Here is a 24,532-nt window from a genome sequence, read left to right as displayed (position 1 = left end):
GTTAAATTATGACACATTTTAAAGCGTTATTCTTAGCGTTGCTCCTCTGTTCATTTACTTTTAGTTACGCGGACGAAAACAACTTAACCCTCGATAAAGAGCTAGCAATATTTCAGCCTTACTTAGGCACTTGGCAAACCGACTTTAAGGTAGTCTCAGGCGCAAAGCCAGTTCAGGATGTCGGCAGGTGGGAACGTACGCTAAACGGTAAAGCTATTCGTACTATGCACTCTATTAATGAGGGTGAGTATGGCGGCGAATCGACGATTTTTTATGATAGCAAAAAAAGTCACTCGTCTTTTATTACTTCACAACAGCAGGTTTTTATACAAAAGGCACTATAACAGTATTAAGCCCGACTCAGTTTGTAGCCTACGAAGAAGTAACAGGCAGTAAAGAGGGAGTGACTAAGGTTAAGTCTACAAGTGATTTAAAAGACGATAAATTCATTGTATCAATCTCTTATTTAAAAAAGGGGAGTGGACAAAGCCCGAACAACGTATTTATACACGCAGTACAAAAGCCGTTAAGTTTAAATAATCGCAATTTATAAACACAAAAAAGGCAGCCTAAGCTGCCTATTGTCATTTATAAAACCGTATTTATTTTACGTATTTTTTAAATGCATCATCTACTGGTGTATCAGCAAGGTGATTAGTGTAGTTGCTCATTACTTTTTGAGACAAGCCTACAATAATTTCAAGTAGTTGTTGCTTAGCGTAACCTGCGGCAAAGAATTTTTCGATTTGCTCATCGCTGATCACGCCACGTTCACGTGTCATTGCAAGTGTAGTCTCACGAAGAGTTTCTAGCTTAGGGTTTTCAAGTGGTGTTTTGTTAACAAGTGCGTCAACAATACCTTGATCAACTTTCATTGCCGCTGCAATACCACTGTGAGCAGGAACACAGTAATGACAGTCGTGCTCTACGTTAATTGATTGCCATACTACTGTTAGCTCTTCTGCATTAAATGACGTTTTTTGAAACAAGTCATGCAGTACTTGGTAACCTTTAAGTAATGTTGGTGCTTCAGCCATTACTGCATGTAAGTTAGGAAGCATACCAAATGCTGCTACTGAATCAGCTAAAAGTGGTTTTGCTTCTTCTGGTGCATTTTCTGCCGTGTATAAAGTAAATTCTGCCATGTTTCGCTCCAAAAATAATTAGGTTTATGTAACTTCGAAACACATACTATTTGATTTTGAGCGACTGTTCAAGTTAAAATTGAGCAACTGTTCAAATTAATTGAGAATGAAATGGTTAATAAGGTTAAATTTGAACGCGAAAATGTTGTTCGTGTTGCCAGCCAATTATTTTGGGAAAAAGGCTTTCATGCAACCTCAACGCGAGACTTACAAGAAGCCGTTAATATGCGACCAGGCAGTATTTATTCTGCATTTGGTTCAAAAGAGGGGCTATATAGTGAGTCACTAAAAGACTATACGGTGCAAATGAAAAGCCAAATTGACGGTTTTTTATCTTCGTCAGACACAACCTTAGGTGGCTTACGTGCATTTGTAGAAAATGTGGTAATTAAAAACAAAGATTGTAGCCCGAGTGCAATCTGTATGTTAGTAAAAGCTAACAATGAGTTTGCCGATAAAAACAGTAGTTTATATGAATTGAGTTTAGATTTAGCGGCTAAGTTTGAAGGTTATCTCACTGTACTTTTCGAGCAAGCAATAGCAAAAAATGAGTTGAGCGATAAATTAACAGCTATTGAGTACGCACGTTTTTTTCAGATTCAGTTTACAGGGTTACGTGGTTATTTTAATCGACCAGGCGTTGAACTACTGGCCCAACCTATGATCAATCAAATGTTTGCGCTCATGAAAAACCTATAAACCGCTTGTTTTAATTAAAAAAGGCAGTAATTTAATTGCTGCCTTTTTATTTTTTTACGTTCAATATTACGTTTTTAACTTATTAAGCTCTGAATCTTGTTGCGTTACAAGCTTGTTGAGTACTTCACTGCTATCGCCTGCTTGTGCCGATAAATCGGATAGCTGCGAAGCTGCATCTGATATAAGTGTTAAATTACGATTTATTTCTTCAGTTACTAAACTTTGCTCTTCAGCTGCCGTGGCAATATGTGTAATTTGATTAGTTATTTCATCAACTTTAACCACTACACTGTGAAGAGCATCAAATGCAATTGAGGTTTCATCAACAGCACTTTGTGCGCGCACTACGCCTTTTTCTATTACAGTTGAGGCATTGCCAACTTCGTGTAACAAACTATCGATCAATTTACTGATATCGTCAGTCGATGAACGCGTTTTAGACGCAAGCGCTCTTACCTCATCAGCAACTACCGCAAAGCCTCGGCCATGTTCACCAGCACGCGCAGCTTCAATTGCCGCATTAAGTGCCAATAAGTTAGTTTGTTCTGAAATGGTACGGATCACATCCAAAATTTGCGTAATATCTTTACTACGCGATGCTACTTTTTCAACCGCTTGGTTAGCTTCTTTAATTTCTTCAGACATAGTTTTAACTTGGCTCATCGCTGACGACAAACTCGACTCACTACTAACCACTAAGCCATTAATTTCATCTGCCTGCTGCGCTGACTGTTCTGATGCTCTGGCAACTTCGAGTGCTGTTGCGCTCATTTCGTTCATAGCTGTTACCACACTTTCAATTTCTTGAAATTGCGATTGCACATTTTGCTTTGTATCTATGGCAATGTGTTGCGCTATCTCGCCTTGCTGTTTGGTTTGTTCAGACACCGCTTTTAGTTCAGAAATTAAATCACGTAGTTTTGCTAAAAATCGATTAAACCCACCAGCTAATGCAATAAGTTCAGCGTGGCTATCAACATGCAATGTATGCGTTAAATCACCCTCAGAGCTTGCAAGGTTATCAACACGTTGTTGAATTTGTCGAAGCGGTGCAACGATGCCGCCAACCACTAATTTCATTATAACAAATGCAATTGCAGCTATAGCTAAACCGGTTACTAAAATAATAGACCCTAACGATGCTGCAGTTTCTTGCATGTTTTCAGCCAACGCTTCAGGACCTGCGAGCGCAAGCTCTGTTGGTACTTCAATAATTAAAGACCACTGCTTATTGGCAAGTTTAATATTGATAGGGTAATTAACAAGGTACTCGTTATTAACCTTAAAAATACCGCTTTGTCCTTTTGACTTTTCAATATCGTTGTACAACGACGAGCTAATCGCTTCTTTTAGTGGACGCCCTAGTTTAGTTTTATAATGGCTACTGCCAACAATTAAGCCTATGTCACTCAATAATGTTACTTTTGCTTTACCGTTATAGAGTTGTTTAGAAAGCTGTTCAGTCATCACTTGAAAAGTAGGCAGTGTTAAGTCTACACCAGCTAAACCAATAAACTGCCCAGATTTTAAAATTGGCACTGTTAATGACGTTAACATTACCGAATCACCAGACGGAATTTCGTAAAGGTAAGGCTCCATAATACATGGTGTGAGCGTATCCTTTGCACATAAGTACCATTCAGCTTCGCGAAGTCCAAATTCGTTCAAATTTGTTATATATTTGTCAGCTGCATTAGCCACTTTTTGCTGTTCTACCGTACCATTCTCGTCCCGAGTAATATAGACTTCGAGCGTGCCATCACCATCAACAGAATGCTTAAAGCCCCGCTGGAATTGAGCATCTTGTCCATCAAAAGCATTAGCTTCGAACTGAGAATAAATAGAAGATAAAAGTGTATTATTTTCTAAAATAGAGCGGTTTATGCTTACAACTGTATCTCTACTTAGCGTATTTTGTTTTGCAGCATCACCAAGTAATGCGGCTAATGAATACGGAACTCGGTAAGCCTCGTTAACAAAGCCAGCAATTCGTTCACCATATACTGCAGCATTAGCATTAAGTTTTTCTTCAACCTCAGCAACGATATACTCTTCAGATTTGCTCGCTAACTGCTCATTGCTTGATGATAATTCCCACCATAAAACACTAGAAAGTACCAATACTGTAATAAATATACTCCCGACGGTAAGCCAGAGTAACTTTTTTGCTAACGATATTTCCCGCATTCCATACACCTTTTGATTAAATCTACAGCTATAGTTTAGTAGTTTTAAAAAATGAAGCTATGAATATCATCAAACAATTTGAATTTAATACAATTAATTGGGTTTTTACTGCTTTTTCAGGTATGCCGTCGTAATTGTCGCCATTATTAACAAACAAACACTTACCCATAAACACGCACTAAGCCCATATACTTGAAAAACCCAACCAGAAAGCACCGTACCAAGCAAACGCCCTATCGCATTGGCCATATAATAAAAGCCTACGTCGAGTGACACCCCATCATTTTTAGCAAAACTTACTATTAAGTAACTGTGCAGCGATGAATTTACAGCAAATACTCCACCAAAAATAAGTAAGCCGATTACAAGCGTAAAATGTACCGCTATATCCAATTGCATCAACAACGCTAAAATGCCAGTTACACCACTTAATAAAACGACCCACCAATACGCTTTTTTGACCGAATGTGAAGTTGAATCACCTTGCCCAGTTATTCGCGGTGCTTGCGATTGCACCAGCCCATAAGCAATTACCCACAAAGCCATAAAGCCGCTGACCCACCAATGATCCCAGTTAAACTGAGCGGCTAAGTAAACAGGTAGTGCAACTACAAACCATACATCGCGCGCCGCAAACAAGCATAAACGCGCTGCGCTAAGTAAGTTAATTGCCCGCGATTTAGAAAATAATTCTTTAAACTTAGGTTTGTTTTTAGCTTTACCAATATCGCCTTTTAAAAAAATTAAACTAATAACCCACGCAACACTAAGTAAAATAATTAGACTTATTAATGCTCCCACAAACCCAAATAACGTAAGTAGTAAGCCGCCTAAAAAAAGCCCACTCCTTTTAACGCATTTTTAGAGCCGGTAAGTATGGCAATCCATTTATATAATTGGCTTTGCCCTGCATCGTCTTGTGGTACTAAATACTTAATGGCGCTCTTTGCGCTCATTTTATTTAAGTCTTTTGCTATGCCACTCAGTGCTTGCGCTGCCATAACATAGGCAACGGTTAGCCAATCCCCTGGCACGCAAAGCATGGCTAAGGCGACAAGTTGTAGCCCAAGCCCTACATTCATGGTTTTGTTCAACCCTAAATGCGCGCCAAGCCAACCACCTACTAAATTGGTGATCACCCCAAATATTTCATAAAACAAAAACAACATGGCTATCGCAAATGCACCATAACCCAACTGATGAAAATACAGCACCACCAACATGCGTAGCGCACCATCAGTTAAAGTAAATGCCCAATAGTTACCAGTAATTATTAAATATTGCTTTATAGAACTTGGTAAATTAGCTAACTGCGCAAGCATAGCGTTAAACCTTTTTAAACGAGATTAAGCAAAATCACTTTGTGCAACTTTAAGCATTAGCTCAGCAGTACGGTTTGCATAACCCCACTCGTTATCGTACCAAGCGTATAGTTTAAGTTGAGTGTTGTTAATTACCATGGTTGAAAGCGCATCTATGGTGCAGCTGCGCGGATCTGTTTTGTAATCTATAGATACAAGCGGTCTTTCTTCGTAGCCTAAAATACCTTGTAACTCGTTATTTGCAGCGTCTTTAAACCAAGTGTTTACTTCATCTTGTGTAACACCTCGCTCTAGCTCAAAAACACAATCGGTAATTGACGCGTTAGTAAGAGGTACACGCACAGCATGACCGTTTAATTTACCTTTAAGCTCGGGGAAAATATGCGTAATAGCCGTTGCACTACCGGTTGTAGTAGGGATTAAACTAGTACCGCACGAGCGCGCACGGCGTAAGTCTTTATGAGGTGCATCAATAATTGTTTGAGTATTAGTAATGTCGTGAATAGTAGTCATTGAGCCGTGCTTAATGCCCACTTTTTCTTGCAGTACTTTTACTATTGGCGCTAAACAGTTAGTTGTGCAAGAAGCAGCCGTAACAATTTTATGCTCACTTGGGTTATAAAGATCATCGTTTACACCCATTACTACATTTAATATACCGTTTTCTTTTACAGGCGCGGTTACCACAACACGCTTAACACCTTTCGCTAAATATTGATTTAACAGTTCAGTGGTTTTCATTTTACCGCTGGCTTCTATAACTACATCGCAATCTGACCAATCAGTTTCGTTTATGGTTTTGTTGTTGGTAACTGCAATCGTGTGTTTACCCACACTAAAGCTATTATCGTCACTAGAAACCAGTTGTGCTAAGCGCCCATGTACTGAGTCAAACTCAATTAAATGTGCGTGGGTTTTAGCATCGCCCGCTACATCATTTACTTTAATAAACTCTATTTCTGGCCAATCAACTGCTGCACGCAGAGTTAAACGCCCCATACGGCCAAAACCGTTAATACCTACTTTAATAGTCATAATTAAATACCTTTAATAAGTTAATTTATTAGTTAGTTACAGCAGCTAGTAATACGTTCAGGGCGATTACCCATAACATTTAAGCGCGTTAAATCGTTTTCATAAAATGAAGGGTTAGCAGTAAGCGTTTGCGTTAATACATTTTTAGCCCACTCTGGCAGGGCTTTATTAATACTGTAATAAACCCATTGATTTTGTTTACGGTCGCTCAATAATCCGCATTGTCTTAACTGTGCTAAATGGCGAGACACTTTAGGTTGGCTTAGCTCAAGTGCAGCAACCAGTTCGCATACACATAGCTCTTCTTGGTCGCTAATAAGCAACATTGCTTTTAAACGCGTATCGTCCGCTAGGCATTTATAAAATTGAAGTGGGTTGAATTGTTCCATACTGTCCTCACTGTGCTTATGCATACACAATAAAACAAAATAACAATATATGGAATAGTGAATATACGATTTATCGTATATTTAATTTTTATGCCTTAAACGCAAAAAAGCACACAACGACTAATTCTCGTTGTGTGCTTTTATAACTTTTCTTTATTTAGTTATTAAATAACTGAAAGCTCTACTTCAATATTGCCACGTGTTGCGTTTGAATATGGGCATACTTGGTGTGCTTTATCTACAAGCGTTTGCGCTGCAGCTTTATCCATATCACCTAGTGACACAGCAAGTTTTACTGCAATACCAAAACCGCCTTCAATAGCACCAATAGACACTTGTGAATTAATATGTGTGTCGCTTGGTAAATCTATTTTTTCACTACCTGCTACAAATTTAAGTGCACCAATAAAACATGCTGCATAACCTGCGGCAAATAATTGCTCTGGGTTAGTGCCTTGTCCGTCGTCTCCGCCTAAACCTTTAGGTGTTGATAAATTTACATCTAAACGACCATCATCAGATTTAGCTACGCCTTCACGGCCGCCAGTTGCAGTTGCTTTTGCAGTGTAAGCTACGTTTTGTAATACATTCATAATGAACTCCAAAGTTTAGTAATTAATTTAGTTTGTGTGCAAAATAATAGAACAAGTAATTAGAGATTGCAAATACTTTGCATGCAAATTAAAATAGCATGTATCGAAATAAAGGATAACGTTATGCCGTTTGAGCAATTAAAGTTAAAAAATCAGTTATGCCATCGGTTATACATGGCATCTAACAGCATTGCGCGTGCGTATCGCGAGCCTTTAAACGAGCTAAATTTAACTTACCCGCAATACGTAGTAATGATGGCGCTGTGGGAGCAAGACGAAATAACAATTGCAGAGCTAATAGATAAAACCGCGATAGACGGCGGTGCTATGACCCAAATACTCAAAAAAATGAGCGACAAATCATTACTGGCTGTTATTAAAGATGAGCACGACAAACGCAAACGCCTAGTGCAGCTAACCCAGCATGGCCAATCGCTCAAGTTAAAAGCAGCCGATATTCCTAAAAATATTTTATGTAAATTTGATAGTGTAGATGCAGCGCAAGCGAAGCAGTTGATGCAGCTGCTCGATTTAGTAGTAAACGACTTAGCCGATTAGGCTCTTAATTTTTAAACAATAAACGTGTTTTAAAAGGTTTTAAAAATGACTCATATTAAAAAATTACTATTAGCAGCGGCGTGTAGCACGGCACTTTTAGGTAGCAACGCTGTAACTGCTAACACCGCTGGCCAAAATGCTGATTTAAAAACAGTAGCCACATTTGATGCGCAGCACCCACCGGGCAACATTGCTATTACCCCATCAGGCAGAAAATTTTTATCTGTGCATGGCTTTTTTGGCCAAAAGCAAAAAATTATGGAACTTTTAAGCGATGGTACAACTAAGCCCTACCCTAATGAAGAATGGGCATACGCGTACAATAACGGTAAAGGTTTTTACGACGTACTTGGCATAAACGTATCAAGCGATGGCGTGTTATGGATGCTCGACACTTCAGGGCCCGATCACGCTGGGCGCTTAGTAGGTTGGGATACAAACAAAGAGCAACTGCACAAAATTATTTATCTGGCTAAACCGACCATTACCGACACCTCATTTTTAAACGATTTAGTCATCGATAATAAGCATAGCGTTGTATACATTGCCGACACAGCCCAAGGCAGCCAAGCCGCTATTATTACGGTAAACCTTAAAACAGGTGTCGCACGTAGAGTGTTGCAAAATAGCCATTACACCACCGCCGAAAATATCGATATGGTTATTGATGGGCGCACAATGAGCCTTGGCGGCCAACCTGCCCGCTTAGGTGTTAACCCTATTACGCTTGACCCTAACGAAGACTGGCTTTACTTTGGCTCAATGTCGGGCACGTCGGTTTACCGCATTGCCACCAGCGATATAAATAACGAGAGCCTTTGGGCTAAAGCGCTTGAAGACAAAGTTACGCGTTACGGCACTAAGCCAATTTCAGACGGTATTATTGTTGATGGCGGCGGTAACATATATGTAACCGACATAACCAATGGCGCAATTGGCGTAGTTAAACCCACTGGCGACTACGAAGTATTATTTAAAGACGAACGTTTGAGCTGGCCTGATGGCTTTAGTTACGGAGCCGATCATAAAATATACTTTACCGTTGACGATTTACATAATTCGCCTGTACTTAATAATGGCAAAAATCAAAGCCACGGTAAGTTTAAAGTAATGTCGTTCGAGCCTTTAGTAAAAGGAAAAGTAGGCCGCTAATTTACTTTTCAAGTGACTACATTTTTAAAAAAGCCTTGCACATTTAAGTGACCTAATAGTTGCAGGGCTTTTTGTTAAAAACACACCACACTGGTGCATATTTTAAAAATACTTCACCGCTTTGGTGCTAATCCTTTAGTACGTATTTACACTTAAATACTAAATACCTGATTTCTATTCATAAAATATTCAAGTTAATGTTGGCATACTTCTTCCTATAAACTGATGTGTTCAGTGAAAATACCAAGGAAAAACCATGTTCAACTTATACCATACCCTTTACCTTTTATGGCGTTTAGACATTAGCGTTTGGCAAGTTAATGATCCAACAAATACCCATACCACCGCTGACAAAGAGCGCGTCTATGTTAAGTAACATCGTATTGTGTAAAGGCTTGGCATAAAGCTTAAATGTAAAAACCTACTTTAGGCTAAGCTTTTGCACACTATGAAATTTATGTGTACATTTTAATTAAACTTCAAATTAATCGTTCAATATAAAAACAACCCCCTTGTAATAAACTCCACATTTAAAAACGTCGAAAAAATTAGTAAAAACACTGCGTTTATAACTTTGCAAGCAGCCCTATTGCGTTGTATTGTTGCATCCTATTGAAAATTTTTAGTTGGAACGTGTATGCACGCTTTGGAAGTTAATTTTGATGGCTTAGTTGGCCCTACTCACAACTACGCTGGTTTATCGTATGGTAATGTTGCCTCGTTAAATAACGCAGCAAGCTTTTCAAATCCTCAAGAGGCAGTGCTTCAAGGCCTTGAAAAAATGAAAGCGATGCACGACAAAGGCCTAACTCAAGGTGTATTTGCCCCTCATGCGCGCCCCGACTTAAACGTACTGCGCCGCTTAGGCTTTACCGGTAATGATGCACAAGTAATTCATAAAGCATTTAAAGCTGATCCTATTTTATTACGCGCGTGTTATTCAGCGTCAGCAATGTGGACAGCCAATGCCGCTACGGTATCGCCATCTCCTGATACAACCGACGGCAAAGTACATTTTACTTCAGCTAATTTAAATAATAAGTTTCATCGTTCATTAGAGCCTGCAACCACTACACGCTTATTAAAAGCGATGTTTAACAACGACAAATACTTTGCGCACCATACCCATTTACCCGACCAAGGCTTTTTTGGCGACGAAGGTGCAGCAAACCATACTCGTTTTTGTGACAGCCACGGCGAGCAAGGCCTTGAAATGTTTGTATTTGGTGCCAGCGCGTTTAACAGCCAATTACCAAAACCAGCTAAATTTCCTGCAAGGCAAACACTCGAAGCCTCAGAAGCAATTTGCCGTTTACATAACTTAAAAGATTCAAGCCAAATTTTACTACAGCAAAATCCAGACGTAATAGACCAAGGTGTGTTTCATAACGATGTAATTGCAGTAGGTAACGCCAACGTATTACTGTGCCACCAGCAAGCATTTTTAAACCAAGCTTTGGCACTGCAAGATATTCGCGAAGCGTATGTGGGCAATAAAGAATTTTACATTATTGAAGTACCTACCGATAAAGTAAGTATTACCGACGCTGTAAGTAGCTATTTATTTAACAGCCAGCTAGTGAGCCTTGAAGATGGTTCAATGCTGTTAGTGGCACCACAAGAGTGTAAACGCAACAGCGCAGTTAACGCCTACATTGAAGAAATGATCATGGCTGATAACCCAGTAAACCAAGTACAGTTTTTTGATTTACGCCAAAGTATGCAAAATGGTGGCGGCCCAGCTTGCTTGCGTTTACGTGTAGCCCTTAACGAGCAAGAACTTGCTGCAATAAACCCAGAGGTTATTTTAACTGATACTAAATATACACAACTGTGTGACTGGGCAAAACGTAACTACCGCGACAAATTAGGTGCAAGTGACTTTGCAGACTCAGCTCTACTCACCGAGAGCTACCAAGCACTTGATGAGCTAACGCAGCTACTTAATTTAGGTTCAGTGTACGACTTTCAATTAGAAGGTTAATACCTCAGCCTACACAAAGGCTAATACAAAAATAGCGAGCCAAGGCTCGCTATTTTTATTTGTGTTTATGTTAATACATATTTAGGTATCTTTGTTAACAATTACTGCCGATGCCATAGACTCAGATATATGCAGTGTACGCTGCGGAAACGGAATACTCAGCCCTGCGCCTTCAATAGCTTCTTTAACACGTTTATTTAAATCCCACACAGTTTGCCAATAATCACCATTAACAGCCCACGCACGTAATTGAATGTTTACTGCGCTTTCGCCTATTGATGTCACCATTACTTTAGGTGCAGGCTCTGCGAGTAATCGGCTCTCTGATGCGGCTAATTCTTTAAGTACATTTAAGCCAACGTCAATTGAGTCGGCATACGAAATACCCACCACTATGTCCATTCGTCTTTTGCCATTACGGGTAAAGTTTTTAATATTGCCACCCCACACTTTGCCGTTAGGCGATGCGATATAAAGACCGTCGGTGGTTTTAAAAATAGTGGTAAACAAGTTTATTTCACTCACAGTACCAAGCGTGCCACTGGCATCAACAAAGTCGCCTATTTTAAAAGGTCTGAGTATTAGCAGCATAATACCCGCAGCAATATTGCTCAGCGTATTTTTAAGGGCTAAACCAATCGCTAAACCAGCAGCACCCATTAGCGCAATTAAGCTTGCCGTATTAACGCCAAAAATATCTAAAATAAATAGCCCACCAATTATATAAACTAAATAACCAGCAATACTCGATAAAAGCGGGAGTAGCGTACTATCTACTCTTTTTAATGGCGATTTAGAGTTTTTAATCGCTTTTTTAACCGAGCGTGCAATTAAGGCACTCGCAACTAAAATCACCAACGCTAAAATCACTTTGTACCCTAAAGTGATGATTGTTTCTGAATGGCTTTGCCAAAACGCTAAGAGTTTATCTTTCATGTTTGTTCCGATAAATGTTGCTGACACTCAGCAAAATAATGGTTAAATCTAATAAAAACCGACTTCAAAAGAAGTGGCGCGAGTATATAGAATAAAAAATTTAAACCTATCTTTTTTAATCACTTATTTCAATTTTAATAACGGCTTAAAAACCATGATGATTGAAGTACAAAACACACCTATTTATCGCTAATTTATAGCGACTATTCAATGTAGGTTAATCGTTTATTGGTATGGTGACTTTAAGTTTTTAACGTTCATTAAAGAGGTTATCTATGGCAAAAGAAAAAATAGTACTCATAACCGGCGCTTCAAGTGGCATTGGTGAAGCAACCGCAAAAACCCTTGTAAATAATGGTCATAAAGTAATACTTACCGCTAGACGCGAAGATAAGTTAACTGAGTTAGTAAAGTCGTTAGGCTCAAATAATGCGCTGGGCGTAGCCGCAGATGCAACCGACTTTACCGCGCTTGAAAACGTAGTTACCAAAGGCATTGAAAAGTTTGGCCGATTAGATGTGGCCTTTGCTAACGCAGGCATGGGCGTTTCAACCGCAGGCACCGAAAAAGGTGACCCAGATGAATGGTCAGCGATGATCGACATAAACATTAAAGCGCTGCTGTGGACTGCAAAATTAACACTGCCGCATTTACGCCAAAACAAAGGTCACTTTATATTAACCAGCTCAGCTGCTGGTCGTAAGCCACTAGGAGGCTCTATTTATGGGGCAACTAAATGGTTTGCTTATGGCTTTGGACAAAACTTAGCTGAGGAAATGAGCGAGTGGAACGGCCGCTGCACAACCATAGCCCCAGGCATGGTAAACACCCCATTTTTTGATGACGCTAAACCCGACAAACTCGACCCGCAAGATGTAGCCGACGCCGTACTGTTTGCTATTGAAGCAAACCAGCGAAACAGTGTGCGCGAGATTTATTTAATGCCAACTAATTAAACATTCTTTAGTTTGGGCTGTTAGGTTTAATACTAATGGTGTTAAGCCTGATGGTTGTAGTGCTTAGTTTGGGTTAGATGTTAGTAGGTAAGAATGAATTAAAGGTATTGAACATTTAGAGGCTTTGTTAATTGCCAATGCTGCCCTTAAACCATATGTAAGCAAAATATAGAACAACGGCAATATATCCAAAAGAAATAACTAGGTTTACTTTCCAAAGGTTTAGCCAAAAATTGCCTCTGAAATAAGTGCGTTCTCTTACTTTATGATTGAACAATGCTACTGAAGAGGGCACTAATATTAACGCAGACCAACCAAGAATAGGTAACACCATAAACATAACGCCTATGCCTGCACCTCCTGCTGAAGCGTCGGATGCTTCACCATCAATTGAGGCTAGCATCACGTAGCCTAAAATAAACCCTGCAATCGCAAGTATAAAACCTAAAAGCTGAAGTGTTCTCATTATTATCCTAGGGTCTGTTGATCTTTACGGATTAAAATTTGTTCAAATTAGGGGCTATTTAATCGCGGCGCGAGGTTTGTAACCTAGTGGGCTAAGTAAGAACCGAGCAACAAGGAGTAAATAGCCCCTAGGAAGAACCCTTTGGGCTGACGAATCCCCAAAACGTGACAGGCACAGCAATTTATGATCTTATGTAAATCACCACAACCCACATAAGTCACAACTGCTATGCCTGACACATCAGTTTGCCATAAGTACTTTAAACATGCATTAGCGCCATTCAATAATGCCAGAGTAAAAACATTACTAAGCTGCAGTAATGCATTAATTTCGGGCAATAAACTTACCTTAACTGAAATCGGCAGAAATTTGTCTGGCGCTGTGGATGTAAAACATAAAATAAAACGCGTTGATCGCTTCTTAAAAAATACTCACCTCTACAATGAAAGGGTCGCTATCTATAAAGCATTAGCTCATCCTATTATCGACTCTTTACCAATGCTTGCAATTGCCGTTGACTGGAGCGGTGCCTGTGGTCACGACTATCACTTACTGCGAGCAAGCTTACTTGTGGATGGGCGCTCTATCGTGATTTATAACATGATTGTTGAGCAGAAGAATTTTGATAGCCCAGCAACCAACAGCCTGTTTTTAGATGAACTTTATGAAGTGCTTGGACGACATCCTAGTGTCTATATTGTAACAGACGGCGGCTTTCTTACGCCTTGGTATAGTAAAGTACGCGAACTTGGTTGGCATATGATAGGTCGATTAAGAGGCTCAATGAAGTGTAAACTAGCCATGCAATCACAATGGCATACATTAAAACAACTTAGGGCTGGTGCCAGCGATATACCAAAGGCGTTAGGTCAAGCAAGACTAACTCAGTCCAGCCCGACAGCATGCGATGCATTTTTACACGTATATCATGGAAAAAATAAAGGAAGAAAAGGAAAAAGCAGATTTACGAAAGATACAAAAATGTATCAAAACTTAGCGAAAGAGCCATGGTTACTCGCGACATCAGACAATACAATGACGAGTAAGCGAGTAGTTGGTTTATATAGTAAAAGAATGCAAATAGAGCAAAATTTCCGCGATGACAAAAGTTTGAGATATGGTTTTTCGTGGCGTTTTAGTAAAAGCACCGGCATAAATAGAATAGGAATATTATGCTTGATAGCCACAATAGCGAGCACTGCGTTATAGTTTATAGGGTGTGAAGCAGAAAAAAGAAAGTGGCATATAAAATTTCAAGCAAATAGTGTTAAGAATCGCCGAGTTCTTTCATTTTTAACCTTAGCCAAGAAGTCATAAAGCTATGTAAGAGACGTATTACACAAAGCTATATAGAAAAAAGTTTAAAAAACTTTATTTCTAATTATCAAAAAGAGGCCGCTGGATAAAGTGGGGATCCCTCAGCCCTTTGGGCAGCGCCTGTTTGGCATTAATGCTGCGTTATCGCCCATTTATGGGGAATAGCCACACTACATAGGCTCTGCCTTGCCTAAATACCAAACAGACTGCTGCAAATTTAACCTTGAAAGTTCAACAGACCCTAGGCTCATAACGAGACTGTAAAATAACTCCAACAGCCAAATTCAATTAAAAACGAGATCCTGTAATTAACTCTAAGCGCTATTAAAGCATTAGGTATTATTTGGAACCCATAAACAGGCTGTTTTTCTTAAAAAAGAGTAATTCCACAGCCTTAACGTCCACATGATCGGACAAAAATAGTTGGTTAAAATATGAAGATGCACGGAACTTAACCAACTGTTTTTTTATTGCTTTTGAAGTGCTTGCTAGGCACGTTTATCTACTCGCCATGGTGGATTAAGCCTGTTTTCTCCCGCCCAATACAGTTTGATTTTATTACCTGATGGATCGTGCAATATTGCTTCACGCCACAGATAACTTTGATCTGTTGGCTCTTGATAAAACTCGATGCCAATAGATTTTAAATCAGATACCCACTGATCAAGTTTTTCATGCTCAAAATAGATTACTACGCCATTTAAAAAACTACCAGTTTCTAATAAAAGTGAAAAGGTTGAGTTTCCGTCAGGACATTCGAAACGGGCATAATGGGGAGTATCGACAATTTGGGTAAAACCTAGTTTTAAATAAAACTCAGTCGCTTTATCCATGTGTTTAACTGGCAATGTAACTTGATTAAGATTCACGAAACCTCCATGTGTGCCTAACGAGACTGTAGATTAACTCGTTTTTTATTTGTTTTTATTGATAAACAAACCATAGCTGAGTTCCTATTTCGGTTCAATCAATTACTGTACTTTTACGCAGCATATAAAGAAATTTTTGATATCGTTTTAATTAGCATTTTAGAAGGGATTACGGGTGTTTAAGTGGCTTTTATTTAGGTTAAAAGGGCTTTCCCTTCTCAATGCATCGTGTACACAGCCCTTCTATATAATAAACAAAGCAGTACAATTGCCATCGACCTACTGACTTTCTCTTTTTACTTTCATCTTGCTAATGTCGCTCAGTTTTTACGTGATTCATTATTTATAAAACTCACTTGCCATCATGATCTAATTGACAATTTCCGTAACAGTTAGGATGGGTGTCAACGCTATTTTGTAATTGACAATTTCCGTAACAGTTAGGATGGGTGTCAACGCTATTTTGGTTAAACTTACATCAAATTTACATTCGACTTTTTCTCGGTCAATTGTTGACGTTCCTCATCACTTAAATCATCTCTGCGCAACAAAATGTTTAAATGTTTTAACGCTTCTTGTTTTTTACCAAGTTTTACAAAGGCGTCAACGATATGAAGCCTAGAGCTATATGCAGATGGCTCCTGACTGATGTTGTAGCTAAAATACTTAATTGCTTCAGCAGGATTTTCTAAGTAGGTGAGTTGTCCTATGCCTTCATCATACATTTGCCAGGATTTTGGTTCAATTTGATACCCATATAGGGTTGATAGCTTTTTGAAGTGCGCTAGGACACTTTCGTAGCCTTCAACTGATGTTTCATATGGAATAGACCACTGAGGGTACAAACCTCTGAGTGCCCCAATTGTCCCGTAAATCGGTGTATTTTGATGAGGCTCTTCTCGAAAGTATTCAAATTTGTAACGCAGGTTCGGTGTATTTAAATTCGCAAGTTCTCTCTCTATCTTTTGAATCCCTGAGAGCATCTGAACACCTTCTGGGGAATCTGATTCTGGGTTACCTTCATTCCCTATATTCATGTATAGAAAATTTTTGTGCATGGGATTCGTTTTTACGAACTTAATGAGATCGCTAACGGTTTTTCCGCTCTCCCAGAACACAGAGGGACTATTGGCAAAGTGCGCTTGGAACAAGTTTGGCCTTTTATGAAAACTATGTGACACAAGCAGCCCGCCGTATGAATGCCCAGAGAGTATTCTAAATTTTTCTGTCCGATAGTGTTTCTCGATGTATGGAATAACGTCTTGTTCAATAAACGTTAAATACTTATCAGCCCCGCCGCTATGCTCTTCGTAATTTGGATCAGATGTTGGTGTAAAATCTCTGCCTCTATTGGAAGTAGAGATCCCAACGATGATCATTTGAGGGGCGCTATTGTAGCCATTCAGCGGGGCAAGAACGCCTGATACAAGAGGCAACCCTACAGGTGCATCTAAAGTGTAAAGAACAGGATAACGATAGTTTTGATTGAATTCACTTTCATACTTGAAAGGCAATTGAACATAGATATCAACGGTTTCATTTAACACAGAAGATGAAATTGGTATTTTTTGAAAAGGTAAATGCCGCTCAACAGCATTTTCTTTAAATGAATCCGCATACGCACTAAAGGAAGCCGTGACAATAAAAAAAATCGTGCAGAAATACTTGGTCATTCAATGTCCTTATTTAAATGCTTGTTTAGTAAAAGAAACTCAAGAATAAGGGATTGCTTAGATGGAGTCTAGTCACATGGAAACAATCAAGGTGTTGAAAAAAATTAGCAGCTCCGAATTCTGACACGGACGCTTGTTGCGCTCTTGATACAAATTCCTAAATCATACGAACGAGTGCTTTAGCAGTGGTAGATACCTTCGAATAAGACAATTATTGATCTGTGTTTCGTTTTTTTGTTTCGATCAGATTGCCCAAATAGGTATTACTTGCTAAGGTCACTACGGCAAAGTCGCTCGGTAATTAGACCGACAGAATCCCTTGGTAATCACACTAATACACAGCGTTAACTTCAGCGATGTTAGATAGAATTTTACACCACTTACATATTGTTCAAATTAAGTGGGAAAGTTATAGGCTCAAAGAAAAGAAACAAGCCTGATTAATGGCGAGCTTCATTATTCAAATGGTGGAGTAAATCACTTTTTGGTTGTTGTTGACAATTATCAAGAAGCAGAAAAAGGTATTAGCAATTATTTGATGAAATATTATAACTAGCATAGACCACGTAACCATAATCAAATGGTTAGCGCTGTTGTAGCAGAAGAAAAATTTAATTCACTATCCTGAATTAGTTGACCCAAACATTTATATTAATTAAAATATTTTAAATAGTCTTGGCTCTATTTTTTAGCTATAAACCCCTGCTCAATAAGCACTGTTCAAGCAAAGCTTAGCAAAAATATAAATAGACCTGTACTTCCCCCTTATAATAATCACATCGTTAAGCGAAAAAACAGGCTTATAAGCAGATTAACCAACTTTAGCGCCTAATGAATTTGAGCTTAGACATCAATAATCTAGAACTGTGATCAAAGTTAGTTGACCATTACATTACTTAATTGGTCGAATTTTAAATCAATCTAAAGAGAAAATAAAAATGGAATATATAGTTGGTGAGATGTATTTCTGTCTAAAGTACTATGATGACTTTTTGTGCCTTCCTTCAATTGAACCTTTACTTTACTTAGGAAAAAACCTCCAAGGTTTTCATGAAGGTAAAATTGAAGATGAGTTGTACTTCCAACGACTGGAAGATGTCCATAATAATGGCTGTATTCTAGCTGGAAAAGGAAAGCGCATTGACTCCTTTGATCTAGATTGTGAGATATTAGTGATGTCGTTGGAACGTCTAAACGAGCAGTTATTATTGTGCATCGAAAGGCAGCGTAAGTATCTAATGTTTAGTTCAAATAGATAGTGTTATTAGAGATCGTTGAAATGAACGATCTCAAAAAAGAAAGTGAGGTTAAAACACTGGGCAAGTACCTGAATCAAAATCATCTTCATCCCAACAAGTACATAGCATTCCTAGGTCAATCGTTTTATAGCACATAAAGATTACCCCTCCACTATCCCTACATTCTACAAGACGGTTAACCCAAGAGGTTTTGCATATATTAACCCCTCCCTTCTTACGGCATTTTTGTGTGCACTCAAGTAACGGTTCAACTTTACATGATGTTGTAAAATATGTTGGTGGATTTGGAGCGGATAAAATATGCCCTAACCCTTTATTAGAAAGTGAGTTCGGATGTTGATTATTGGGTAAGCTTAATATTTTCTTACTTACTTCTTTAGATTCAGGTAATATCTTAAAGCAAACCCTGTTTTATCCCAGTAAACGAGCTTGAGTTTATCTTTCGCTTTATTGCAGAATAAGAATAATGCGCCAGTATAAGCATCACGCTCAAGTTCGCCTTCAACGATTGCGATTAGACCATCAATGGATTTTCGAAAATCCACGGCCTCGCGGTGTAAGTAAATACTTTTTGGTTCGACAAACATTTTCATCAGGTAAGCTCGCGTAACAGTTGACTCAGATAAGTGGCAGGCATTGTGGGTGGCAAGCTGACGTTTACTTTGCCGATAGTGAGGGTGATTGACTGTTGCTGTTCGATAACGTCAACGTGTTTAGTCACTTTAGCGCGAACAAAGCTGCCTGATGAGGCATTAAGCTTACTTCGTGCGGCATAAAAAGTTGTTTTTGATAAAGCATTTTGCTGGCAATAGTCAGTGATAGTTAAATTACTGACTTGTTGTTCTTCGATAATACAGCGCCACTGTTCAAGGCTGCGTGTTTTTCTCATGACTATCTCCTCATTGAAATTCGGAAATAGCTTACTAGTTTTGATGAGTTACTGGCAGGTGCACTTTGCTAGACGCTTACGAAATTTAATACGTTTTGCAAAGTGGATAGGAATGAATTTATTTTGGCAGGATAAGTCAGGCTTGTAGTTAGCCATAACAGTTTACCGTGGGTGAATAATATCTATTAGATCACAGCGAATGAATGGATTTAAGGTTGAAAAAAATCAATTAGAAATAGTAGAATACGTTCCTAAAAAGAGTAATTCTACAGTCACAACGACCAAATAAGGGGCTAATTATTGCTGGCAAAATAACGAACGAAGTGAGGCGGCCAGCTGTAATTAGTCCCACTTGATTTGCTTATAGTTACTCCGTTCCATTAATTAATGTATTTACCTATCTCATTAATACATGGAATATGCTTCTGTTGATCACGAATATTTGAGCGGAAACAATCAATGTTTGTAACAAGACTTTCGGATCAACAGGAGTTATTTGTTTCAATACGCATACTCAGGGATTGTCGTAATGCCGACTATCTATAAGACCTGCGAGAAACACTATTAGTCTCTATTTATTCTTTCACTTTACCTCTAGGAGGCCCAAAATGGAAGCCTTTAACGTCTCAGATTTTGCTGCCCTTATCGGGATCGATTGGGCTGACCGTAAACACGATATTTGTGAAATAAATCGTGACACAAATACACAACATTTAAGTGTGATTTCCTCTGAACCTAAGTCAATTAATGCATGGGCGCTTGAGTTAAAACAACGCTACAACGGCAGATCTGTTGCTGTCGCGTGTGAGCTAAAAAAAGGCCCTCTTATATATGCACTCAGTAAATTTAAGCACATTGTATTATTTGTGATTAACCCATCAAGTGTTGCTAAATACCGTGCTGCATTTACGCACAGCGGGGCTAAAGATGGTCCTACTGATGCAATTATTCAAGTTAAAATCTTACAACTTCACATGGATAAATTAACGGTTATTAGGCCGGATTCAGAGGACGTTAGGTGTCTTGCGCTGCTTGTCGAATACAGACGTAAACTAGTACAAGATCGTGTTAATTTAACCAATAAAATAGCCACAACGCTAAAAAATTATTATCCCCACGTGATTGATTGGTTTAAAGAAAAAGACACTCAAATATTCTGTGACTTCTTACTGCGCTGGCCCTCTCTTGCTCACGCTAAAAAAGCGAGGAAACAAACACTACTCGACTTCTTTAATCAACATAATTCCCGCTACCCACTCGTTAATGAAAAGCGGATAAAAGAAATCAAAGATGCAGAAATACTCACCGAAGATATGGCGGTGATCACGCCAAACTTATTGCTTATTGAATGCCTCGTTCCGCAACTTAAACAGCTGATGTTGGCAATAACACGATTTGATGACGAAATTAAAACACTTTATAAGCAACATACAGATCGCGCTATCTTTGATAGTTTACCTGGGGCGGGGCCACAATTAGCACCTCGATTATTAGCCGCTTTGGGGTCAAATCGTGACCGTTATAAATGCGCTGCTGACATACAAAAATACGCAGGCATTGCTCCAGTAACCGAACGCAGTGGCAAAAAGGAATGGATACACTGGCGATACTCGTGCACTAAATTTTTAAGGCAAACATTTGTGGAATGGGCTGGATTATCTGTGCGTTATTCATTTTGGGCTAAAGCCTATTATCGGCAGCAAGAAGCCAAAGGAAAACCCCATAATACCATCATCAGATCATTGGCATTTAAGTGGATACGAATTCTATTTAGGTGCTGGAAAACACATACGCCCTACGATGAATCAACTTACTTAACCGCATTGAAAAGTAAGGGATCACCGCTGTTCAAATTTGCGGTGGAAAGTGAGCTTTAGCGCTTGCTGTCCACCTCAGGGCGTGTTGTTATGTGAATTTACTATTTGATATTATTTAACTTTTTGTACTTTCTTACTTTTCCACGCATATTAACCATTGGTGAAGATGTATTAAATTGAATCATTTTACCTAATGTGTATTTTTCATACCAATTTTCACCATAGAGTTTTTGATTGTCTAAAGACTCTACTAATATCAAAATATTAGAAGTAGTAACAGTAAATTTAGCAATAAGGTCCTCATAAGACCAATCATTGTATTGCAAGTGAAAATGTTGAGCCAATTTACCTAACTCATTCCATTTATATCCAGTTTCGGGAAAGCAAACAGATTTGTTATTAGATTTCAATTCGTACCATTTTAAAACTAACTCTCCCCAGCCTATGAGATAAGCGACGGTATCACTAACACTAATCTCAGTACCTTTTATATTACCGACTACACCTACTTTTCGAGAAACTTCAGAAGGAATTGACAAATAGTCTGTTAATATCTTATCAAAAGCTGTCGTAATCGATTTTTGTAGCTCTTCTTTGTTTTTAGGTGCAGATGACAACTATCACTCCATTCACATAACAATTTAGTCTACGACATTTGTCGTTTTACAAACCAATAAATGTCTTTATATTACAATAATTTTATCCTAGCTATAAAATAAACAACTGTAAACAGTTAGTTAGATGCGCCTTACCTTTTCTAAATGTAGCAAAACCCCAAAATGGTGGAGGTCAGTAATATCAGGCAAATTGCTGATTAATTATACCCGTTGATTATTAGTTAACAGGTTATATTTTAAATATCAGTATTTAAACTAATAACGCGTTCACCCTTAAACTTGTAACTCGTTATTGCTTATAAAATTAGTTAAAAATCACAATCTACTTCTATTGAATCCTTATTAATTTTACTTCATATTAAATATTCTTATTTTTTACTTATTATACTGTTATGTCATTTTTAAAATTTAGCCATGCACTTATTTTTACCCTTGCGAGTACCCTGTCGCTTACAAGCCATGCGGCGCTTGATAAAAATGAGCGTGAAATAGTAAAACAGGTCGATAAAAACATTCCCCAAGCACTTAAAGAAATAGAGCAAGCCGTAAATATTAATAGCGGTTCGCTTAATATTGAAGGTGTAAAAAAAGTAGGCGCGCTGACAAGCGAGCAGCTCAAAGCCATTGGTTTTAAAGTTGAATGGCTTGATGGCAGTGCGTTTAATCGCGCAGGGCATGTACTGGCAACACATGAAAGTAAAAGCCCCGATGCAATAAAAATACTGATGATCGGCCATCTAGATACGGTATTTGCCAAAAACGATAACTTTACTACCTACAAACAGCTTGATACCGATACAGCCAGTGGCCCAGGCGTTGCCGATATGAAAGGCGGTAACACGATAATAATTACCGCACTTAAAAGCTTACAAGCCCTTAATTTACTCAAAAATGTAAGCATAAAAGTATTATTGACTGGCGATGAAGAAAGCAGCGGTCGCCCGCTTAGCTTATCTAAACAAGCTATTGTTGATGCAGCAATTTGGGCTGACGTAGCGCTTGGCTATGAAAATGGCGACAACAATATTAAAACTGCCATGGCGGCGCGCCGTGGTTATACGGGCTGGACGCTAAACGTAACGGCAAATGCAGCGCATTCGTCACAAATATTTAGCGAAAGCGTTGGATATGGCGCTATTTACGAAACATCACGCATTTTAAATGATTTTAGAGAGCAACTTGCCACGCAACCTAATTTAACATTTAACCCAGGGCTTATTGTGGGCGGTACCAATGCCGACTACGACAGTGCTAATTCGTCAGCAACGGCATTTGGTAAAAGTAATGTAATAGCACAAACCGTGCATGTTGCAGGTGATTTACGCGCACTTTCGCCAAAGCAGGTAGAAAGCGCTAAAAAGGTTATGCTAAAAATTGTGGCTAAAAACTTAGATGGCAGTAAAGCAGAGCTTATTTTTGAAGACGGTTACCCGCCAATGGCATTAACTGATGGCAATAAAAAACTATTAGAATTATACAGCGACGCAAGCCACGACTTAGGCTTCAACAAAGTAGTAGCCGCCAATCCACGTAATGCAGGTGCGGCTGATATTTCGTTTGCGGCAAATCATGTTGATATGGCACTTGATGGTTTAGGCTTGATGGGCAGCGGTGCGCACACTAAAAACGAAACAGCCGATTTAACCAGCCTTGATAAAAACATTAAAAAAACGGCATTACTCATTTATAGATTAGGGAAGTTATAAACACCTTTAAATTGGTTCTAATCGGTTAGCCGCAACTTGCATTGCAAACTTACGCAGTGCTTTAAGTTGCGGGCTTTCACTTTGCCAATAATGCCAGTACAAGGGCGTATCAATATAATACTCTGGAAATAAGTCAACTAACTCCCCTTTTTGCAGGGAATCACCAAGCTGCAAAGTCGGCAATAAACCATACCCAAGGCCTGCTATCATGGCTTGTTTAAATCCTTCTGATGAGGGATATATATGTATATACTCTGGCGTTGAGCCGTTAATATCGGCTAAAAACTGGTGCTGTAGCTTGTCATATTCACTAAAAACTAAACAAGGTACCTGCGCCAATTGCGTAAGCGAAGTGAGGTTATGCTGTTTAATAAAGTCAGGACTCGCAATTGCCTTGTAACGTATAGCGCCTAATGGGCTCGCTAACCCGCCATTTACAGGCTCAGAAGATGAGCTAATACATACCATTACCTCGCCGTCTTTCATTCTTTTATGGGCGATAGATTGATCCTCTGAGATCACTTCAAATCTAAATTTACAATCAGATTCTGTATCTAGTATGGCAAGGGCTTCTGGCAACCATGTGGCTAGTGAATCAGCATTGGCAGCCAACTTTACACTAAGAGGTGTGTTTAAGCTGGAGTGCTCGTTAAGTGCATCTACGTTTAAAGCAACTTCTAACTGCAGGACTTGTTGTAAATGATTAAGTAAACGCTTGCCAAGAGCGGTTGGGCGCGGTGGCTGCGTCCTAATTATTACAGGCTCTCCAAGTTTGGCTTCGAGTTGATGAATACGCCGACTTACTGCCGATTGCGTAATAAATAGCTTTTTAGAGGCTTTTTCAAACCCGCCTTCACTAATAACCGCCGACAGTGCATTGAGTAGTTGATAATCAATCATGAGTTTTACGCATATAACCCTAAATATATTCATTGGATTTGTAACAGAATTACCAATACCCTG

21 protein-coding genes and 4 pseudogenes are annotated in these 24,532 nt (G+C 38.9%); 10 read left to right on the top strand and 15 right to left on the bottom strand.

Features of this window, described 5'->3' with window-relative positions:
- The first annotated feature begins 8 nt into the window (after nucleotides 1-8).
- Nucleotides 9-540, top strand: a pseudogene (locus tag P4S65_RS21415) (hypothetical protein).
- Nucleotides 541-602: 62 nt separating this feature from the next.
- Here the strand turns inward: P4S65_RS21415 and P4S65_RS21410 are convergent.
- Nucleotides 603-1,145: a carboxymuconolactone decarboxylase family protein gene (locus tag P4S65_RS21410; protein ID WP_007377107.1), complete on the bottom strand. Its 543-nt coding sequence runs from the start codon at nucleotides 1,143-1,145 to the stop codon at nucleotides 603-605.
- Nucleotides 1,146-1,256: 111 nt separating this feature from the next.
- On the opposite strand from P4S65_RS21410, the gene P4S65_RS21405 reads away from it, so the two are divergent.
- The gene (locus P4S65_RS21405) at nucleotides 1,257-1,844 is read left to right on the top strand and encodes a TetR/AcrR family transcriptional regulator (protein WP_007377108.1); all 588 of its coding nucleotides are present in this window, start codon (nucleotides 1,257-1,259) and stop codon (nucleotides 1,842-1,844) included.
- Nucleotides 1,845-1,910: 66 nt separating this feature from the next.
- Here P4S65_RS21405 and P4S65_RS21400 read toward each other — a convergent pair whose 3' ends face one another.
- The 5 genes and pseudogenes from P4S65_RS21400 to P4S65_RS21380 all read right to left on the bottom strand — a co-directional run bounded on the left by P4S65_RS21400 (nucleotide 1,911) and on the right by P4S65_RS21380 (nucleotide 7,370).
- The gene (locus P4S65_RS21400) at nucleotides 1,911-4,031 is read right to left on the bottom strand and encodes a methyl-accepting chemotaxis protein (protein WP_337121153.1); all 2,121 of its coding nucleotides are present in this window, start codon (nucleotides 4,029-4,031) and stop codon (nucleotides 1,911-1,913) included.
- A gap of 105 nt (nucleotides 4,032-4,136) precedes the next feature.
- Nucleotides 4,137-5,353, bottom strand: a pseudogene (arsJ, locus tag P4S65_RS21395) (organoarsenical effux MFS transporter ArsJ).
- A 24-nt stretch (nucleotides 5,354-5,377) separates the two neighbouring features.
- Nucleotides 5,378-6,388, bottom strand: coding sequence for an ArsJ-associated glyceraldehyde-3-phosphate dehydrogenase (locus P4S65_RS21390; protein ID WP_337121152.1), 1,011 nt, complete (start codon nucleotides 6,386-6,388; stop codon nucleotides 5,378-5,380).
- Nucleotides 6,389-6,420: 32 nt separating this feature from the next.
- Nucleotides 6,421-6,777, bottom strand: coding sequence for a metalloregulator ArsR/SmtB family transcription factor (locus tag P4S65_RS21385; RefSeq protein ID WP_096794284.1), 357 nt, complete (start codon nucleotides 6,775-6,777; stop codon nucleotides 6,421-6,423).
- Between the two features lie 164 nt (nucleotides 6,778-6,941).
- Nucleotides 6,942-7,370, bottom strand: a complete 429-nt coding sequence (locus P4S65_RS21380) for an organic hydroperoxide resistance protein (RefSeq protein WP_024594483.1) — start codon at nucleotides 7,368-7,370, stop codon at nucleotides 6,942-6,944.
- Nucleotides 7,371-7,493: 123 nt separating this feature from the next.
- Between P4S65_RS21380 and P4S65_RS21375 the strand changes: the two genes are divergently transcribed.
- The 3 genes from P4S65_RS21375 (at nucleotide 7,494) to astB (ending at nucleotide 11,064) form a co-directional block, all read left to right on the top strand.
- On the top strand, nucleotides 7,494-7,928 hold the full coding sequence (locus P4S65_RS21375) for a MarR family winged helix-turn-helix transcriptional regulator (protein ID WP_337121204.1): 435 nt from the start codon (nucleotides 7,494-7,496) through the stop codon (nucleotides 7,926-7,928).
- Nucleotides 7,929-7,973: 45 nt separating this feature from the next.
- Complete coding sequence (locus tag P4S65_RS21370; RefSeq protein WP_337121151.1) at nucleotides 7,974-9,080, top strand: L-dopachrome tautomerase-related protein; 1,107 nt, start codon at nucleotides 7,974-7,976, stop codon at nucleotides 9,078-9,080.
- A gap of 637 nt (nucleotides 9,081-9,717) precedes the next feature.
- Nucleotides 9,718-11,064 (top strand): N-succinylarginine dihydrolase, encoded by a 1,347-nt coding sequence (gene astB / locus P4S65_RS21365; RefSeq protein WP_033039790.1) that lies wholly within the window; start codon nucleotides 9,718-9,720, stop codon nucleotides 11,062-11,064.
- A gap of 81 nt (nucleotides 11,065-11,145) precedes the next feature.
- On the opposite strand, the gene P4S65_RS21360 is transcribed toward astB, so the two are convergent.
- The gene (locus P4S65_RS21360) at nucleotides 11,146-12,000 is read right to left on the bottom strand and encodes a mechanosensitive ion channel family protein (protein ID WP_337121150.1); all 855 of its coding nucleotides are present in this window, start codon (nucleotides 11,998-12,000) and stop codon (nucleotides 11,146-11,148) included.
- A gap of 275 nt (nucleotides 12,001-12,275) precedes the next feature.
- Here P4S65_RS21360 and P4S65_RS21355 point away from each other — a divergent pair, with 275 nt between their 5' ends.
- On the top strand, nucleotides 12,276-12,956 hold the full coding sequence (locus P4S65_RS21355; protein WP_337121149.1) for an SDR family oxidoreductase: 681 nt from the start codon (nucleotides 12,276-12,278) through the stop codon (nucleotides 12,954-12,956).
- Between the two features lie 127 nt (nucleotides 12,957-13,083).
- Here the strand turns inward: P4S65_RS21355 and P4S65_RS21350 are convergent, their stop codons facing one another.
- A complete protein-coding gene (locus tag P4S65_RS21350) occupies nucleotides 13,084-13,422 on the bottom strand; it encodes a carbon starvation protein CstA (protein WP_096794278.1) in 339 nt (112 codons plus the stop codon).
- Nucleotides 13,423-13,650: 228 nt separating this feature from the next.
- On the opposite strand from P4S65_RS21350, the gene P4S65_RS21345 reads away from it, so the two are divergent.
- On the top strand, nucleotides 13,651-14,631 hold the full coding sequence (locus tag P4S65_RS21345) for an IS4 family transposase (protein WP_337121148.1): 981 nt from the start codon (nucleotides 13,651-13,653) through the stop codon (nucleotides 14,629-14,631).
- A gap of 596 nt (nucleotides 14,632-15,227) precedes the next feature.
- On the opposite strand, the gene P4S65_RS21340 is transcribed toward P4S65_RS21345, so the two are convergent.
- Nucleotides 15,228-15,608, bottom strand: coding sequence for a VOC family protein (locus P4S65_RS21340; RefSeq protein WP_149606020.1), 381 nt, complete (start codon nucleotides 15,606-15,608; stop codon nucleotides 15,228-15,230).
- A gap of 473 nt (nucleotides 15,609-16,081) precedes the next feature.
- Entirely contained in the window at nucleotides 16,082-17,281 is a 1,200-nt protein-coding gene (locus P4S65_RS21335) for an alpha/beta hydrolase-fold protein (protein WP_050484113.1), read from the bottom strand.
- Between the two features lie 341 nt (nucleotides 17,282-17,622).
- On the opposite strand from P4S65_RS21335, the pseudogene P4S65_RS21330 reads away from it, so the two are divergent.
- Nucleotides 17,623-17,721: pseudogene (locus P4S65_RS21330) on the top strand (ATP-binding protein); the annotation flags it as partial.
- A gap of 1,187 nt (nucleotides 17,722-18,908) precedes the next feature.
- Here P4S65_RS21330 and tnpB read toward each other — a convergent pair.
- The 3 genes and pseudogenes from tnpB to P4S65_RS21990 form a co-directional block, all read right to left on the bottom strand.
- The gene (gene tnpB / locus P4S65_RS21325; RefSeq protein WP_337121147.1) at nucleotides 18,909-19,133 is read right to left on the bottom strand and encodes an IS66 family insertion sequence element accessory protein TnpB; all 225 of its coding nucleotides are present in this window, start codon (nucleotides 19,131-19,133) and stop codon (nucleotides 18,909-18,911) included.
- On the bottom strand, nucleotides 19,133-19,429 hold the full coding sequence (tnpA, locus tag P4S65_RS21320) for an IS66 family insertion sequence element accessory protein TnpA (protein ID WP_306725475.1): 297 nt from the start codon (nucleotides 19,427-19,429) through the stop codon (nucleotides 19,133-19,135). The genes tnpB and tnpA overlap by 1 nt, the downstream gene beginning before the upstream one ends.
- Before the next feature lie 87 nt (nucleotides 19,430-19,516).
- Nucleotides 19,517-19,585: pseudogene (locus tag P4S65_RS21990) on the bottom strand (transposase); the annotation flags it as partial.
- Between the two features lie 452 nt (nucleotides 19,586-20,037).
- On the opposite strand from P4S65_RS21990, the gene P4S65_RS21315 reads away from it, so the two are divergent.
- Entirely contained in the window at nucleotides 20,038-21,306 is a 1,269-nt protein-coding gene (locus P4S65_RS21315; RefSeq protein WP_337121146.1) for an IS110 family transposase, read from the top strand.
- 41 nt (nucleotides 21,307-21,347) lie between these two features.
- Here P4S65_RS21315 and P4S65_RS21310 read toward each other — a convergent pair whose 3' ends face one another.
- Nucleotides 21,348-21,863, bottom strand: a complete 516-nt coding sequence (locus P4S65_RS21310; protein WP_337121145.1) for a ClbS/DfsB family four-helix bundle protein — start codon at nucleotides 21,861-21,863, stop codon at nucleotides 21,348-21,350.
- A 392-nt stretch (nucleotides 21,864-22,255) separates the two neighbouring features.
- On the opposite strand from P4S65_RS21310, the gene P4S65_RS21305 reads away from it, so the two are divergent.
- On the top strand, nucleotides 22,256-23,569 hold the full coding sequence (locus P4S65_RS21305; RefSeq protein ID WP_337121144.1) for a M20/M25/M40 family metallo-hydrolase: 1,314 nt from the start codon (nucleotides 22,256-22,258) through the stop codon (nucleotides 23,567-23,569).
- A gap of 6 nt (nucleotides 23,570-23,575) precedes the next feature.
- Here P4S65_RS21305 and P4S65_RS21300 read toward each other — a convergent pair whose 3' ends face one another.
- Nucleotides 23,576-24,469, bottom strand: a complete 894-nt coding sequence (locus P4S65_RS21300) for a LysR family transcriptional regulator ArgP (RefSeq protein WP_149613269.1) — start codon at nucleotides 24,467-24,469, stop codon at nucleotides 23,576-23,578.
- Nucleotides 24,470-24,532 lie beyond the last annotated feature (63 nt).

Source organism: Pseudoalteromonas sp. B131b (assembly GCF_037162545.1).
GTDB classification, from domain to species: Bacteria; Pseudomonadota; Gammaproteobacteria; order Enterobacterales; family Alteromonadaceae; genus Pseudoalteromonas; species Pseudoalteromonas fuliginea.
Note: the sequence above shows the minus strand (reverse complement) of the source record. Positions and strands in the feature narration are given on the sequence as shown.

Coding starts and splice junctions, on each gene's coding strand:
- P4S65_RS21410 (WP_007377107.1), bottom strand. CDS start 1,145: ATGGCAGAATTTACTTTATACACGGCAGAAAATGCACCAGAAGAAGCA.
- P4S65_RS21405 (WP_007377108.1), top strand. CDS start 1,257: ATGGTTAATAAGGTTAAATTTGAACGCGAAAATGTTGTTCGTGTTGCC.
- P4S65_RS21400 (WP_337121153.1), bottom strand. CDS start 4,031: ATGCGGGAAATATCGTTAGCAAAAAAGTTACTCTGGCTTACCGTCGGG.
- P4S65_RS21390 (WP_337121152.1), bottom strand. CDS start 6,388: ATGACTATTAAAGTAGGTATTAACGGTTTTGGCCGTATGGGGCGTTTA.
- P4S65_RS21385 (WP_096794284.1), bottom strand. CDS start 6,777: ATGGAACAATTCAACCCACTTCAATTTTATAAATGCCTAGCGGACGAT.
- P4S65_RS21380 (WP_024594483.1), bottom strand. CDS start 7,370: ATGAATGTATTACAAAACGTAGCTTACACTGCAAAAGCAACTGCAACT.
- P4S65_RS21375 (WP_337121204.1), top strand. CDS start 7,494: ATGCCGTTTGAGCAATTAAAGTTAAAAAATCAGTTATGCCATCGGTTA.
- P4S65_RS21370 (WP_337121151.1), top strand. CDS start 7,974: ATGACTCATATTAAAAAATTACTATTAGCAGCGGCGTGTAGCACGGCA.
- astB (WP_033039790.1), top strand. CDS start 9,718: ATGCACGCTTTGGAAGTTAATTTTGATGGCTTAGTTGGCCCTACTCAC.
- P4S65_RS21360 (WP_337121150.1), bottom strand. CDS start 12,000: ATGAAAGATAAACTCTTAGCGTTTTGGCAAAGCCATTCAGAAACAATC.
- P4S65_RS21355 (WP_337121149.1), top strand. CDS start 12,276: ATGGCAAAAGAAAAAATAGTACTCATAACCGGCGCTTCAAGTGGCATT.
- P4S65_RS21350 (WP_096794278.1), bottom strand. CDS start 13,422: ATGAGAACACTTCAGCTTTTAGGTTTTATACTTGCGATTGCAGGGTTT.
- P4S65_RS21345 (WP_337121148.1), top strand. CDS start 13,651: ATGCCTGACACATCAGTTTGCCATAAGTACTTTAAACATGCATTAGCG.
- P4S65_RS21335 (WP_050484113.1), bottom strand. CDS start 17,281: ATGACCAAGTATTTCTGCACGATTTTTTTTATTGTCACGGCTTCCTTT.
- tnpB (WP_337121147.1), bottom strand. CDS start 19,133: ATGAAAATGTTTGTCGAACCAAAAAGTATTTACTTACACCGCGAGGCC.
- tnpA (WP_306725475.1), bottom strand. CDS start 19,429: ATGAGAAAAACACGCAGCCTTGAACAGTGGCGCTGTATTATCGAAGAA.
- P4S65_RS21315 (WP_337121146.1), top strand. CDS start 20,038: ATGGAAGCCTTTAACGTCTCAGATTTTGCTGCCCTTATCGGGATCGAT.
- P4S65_RS21305 (WP_337121144.1), top strand. CDS start 22,256: ATGTCATTTTTAAAATTTAGCCATGCACTTATTTTTACCCTTGCGAGT.
- P4S65_RS21300 (WP_149613269.1), bottom strand. CDS start 24,469: ATGATTGATTATCAACTACTCAATGCACTGTCGGCGGTTATTAGTGAA.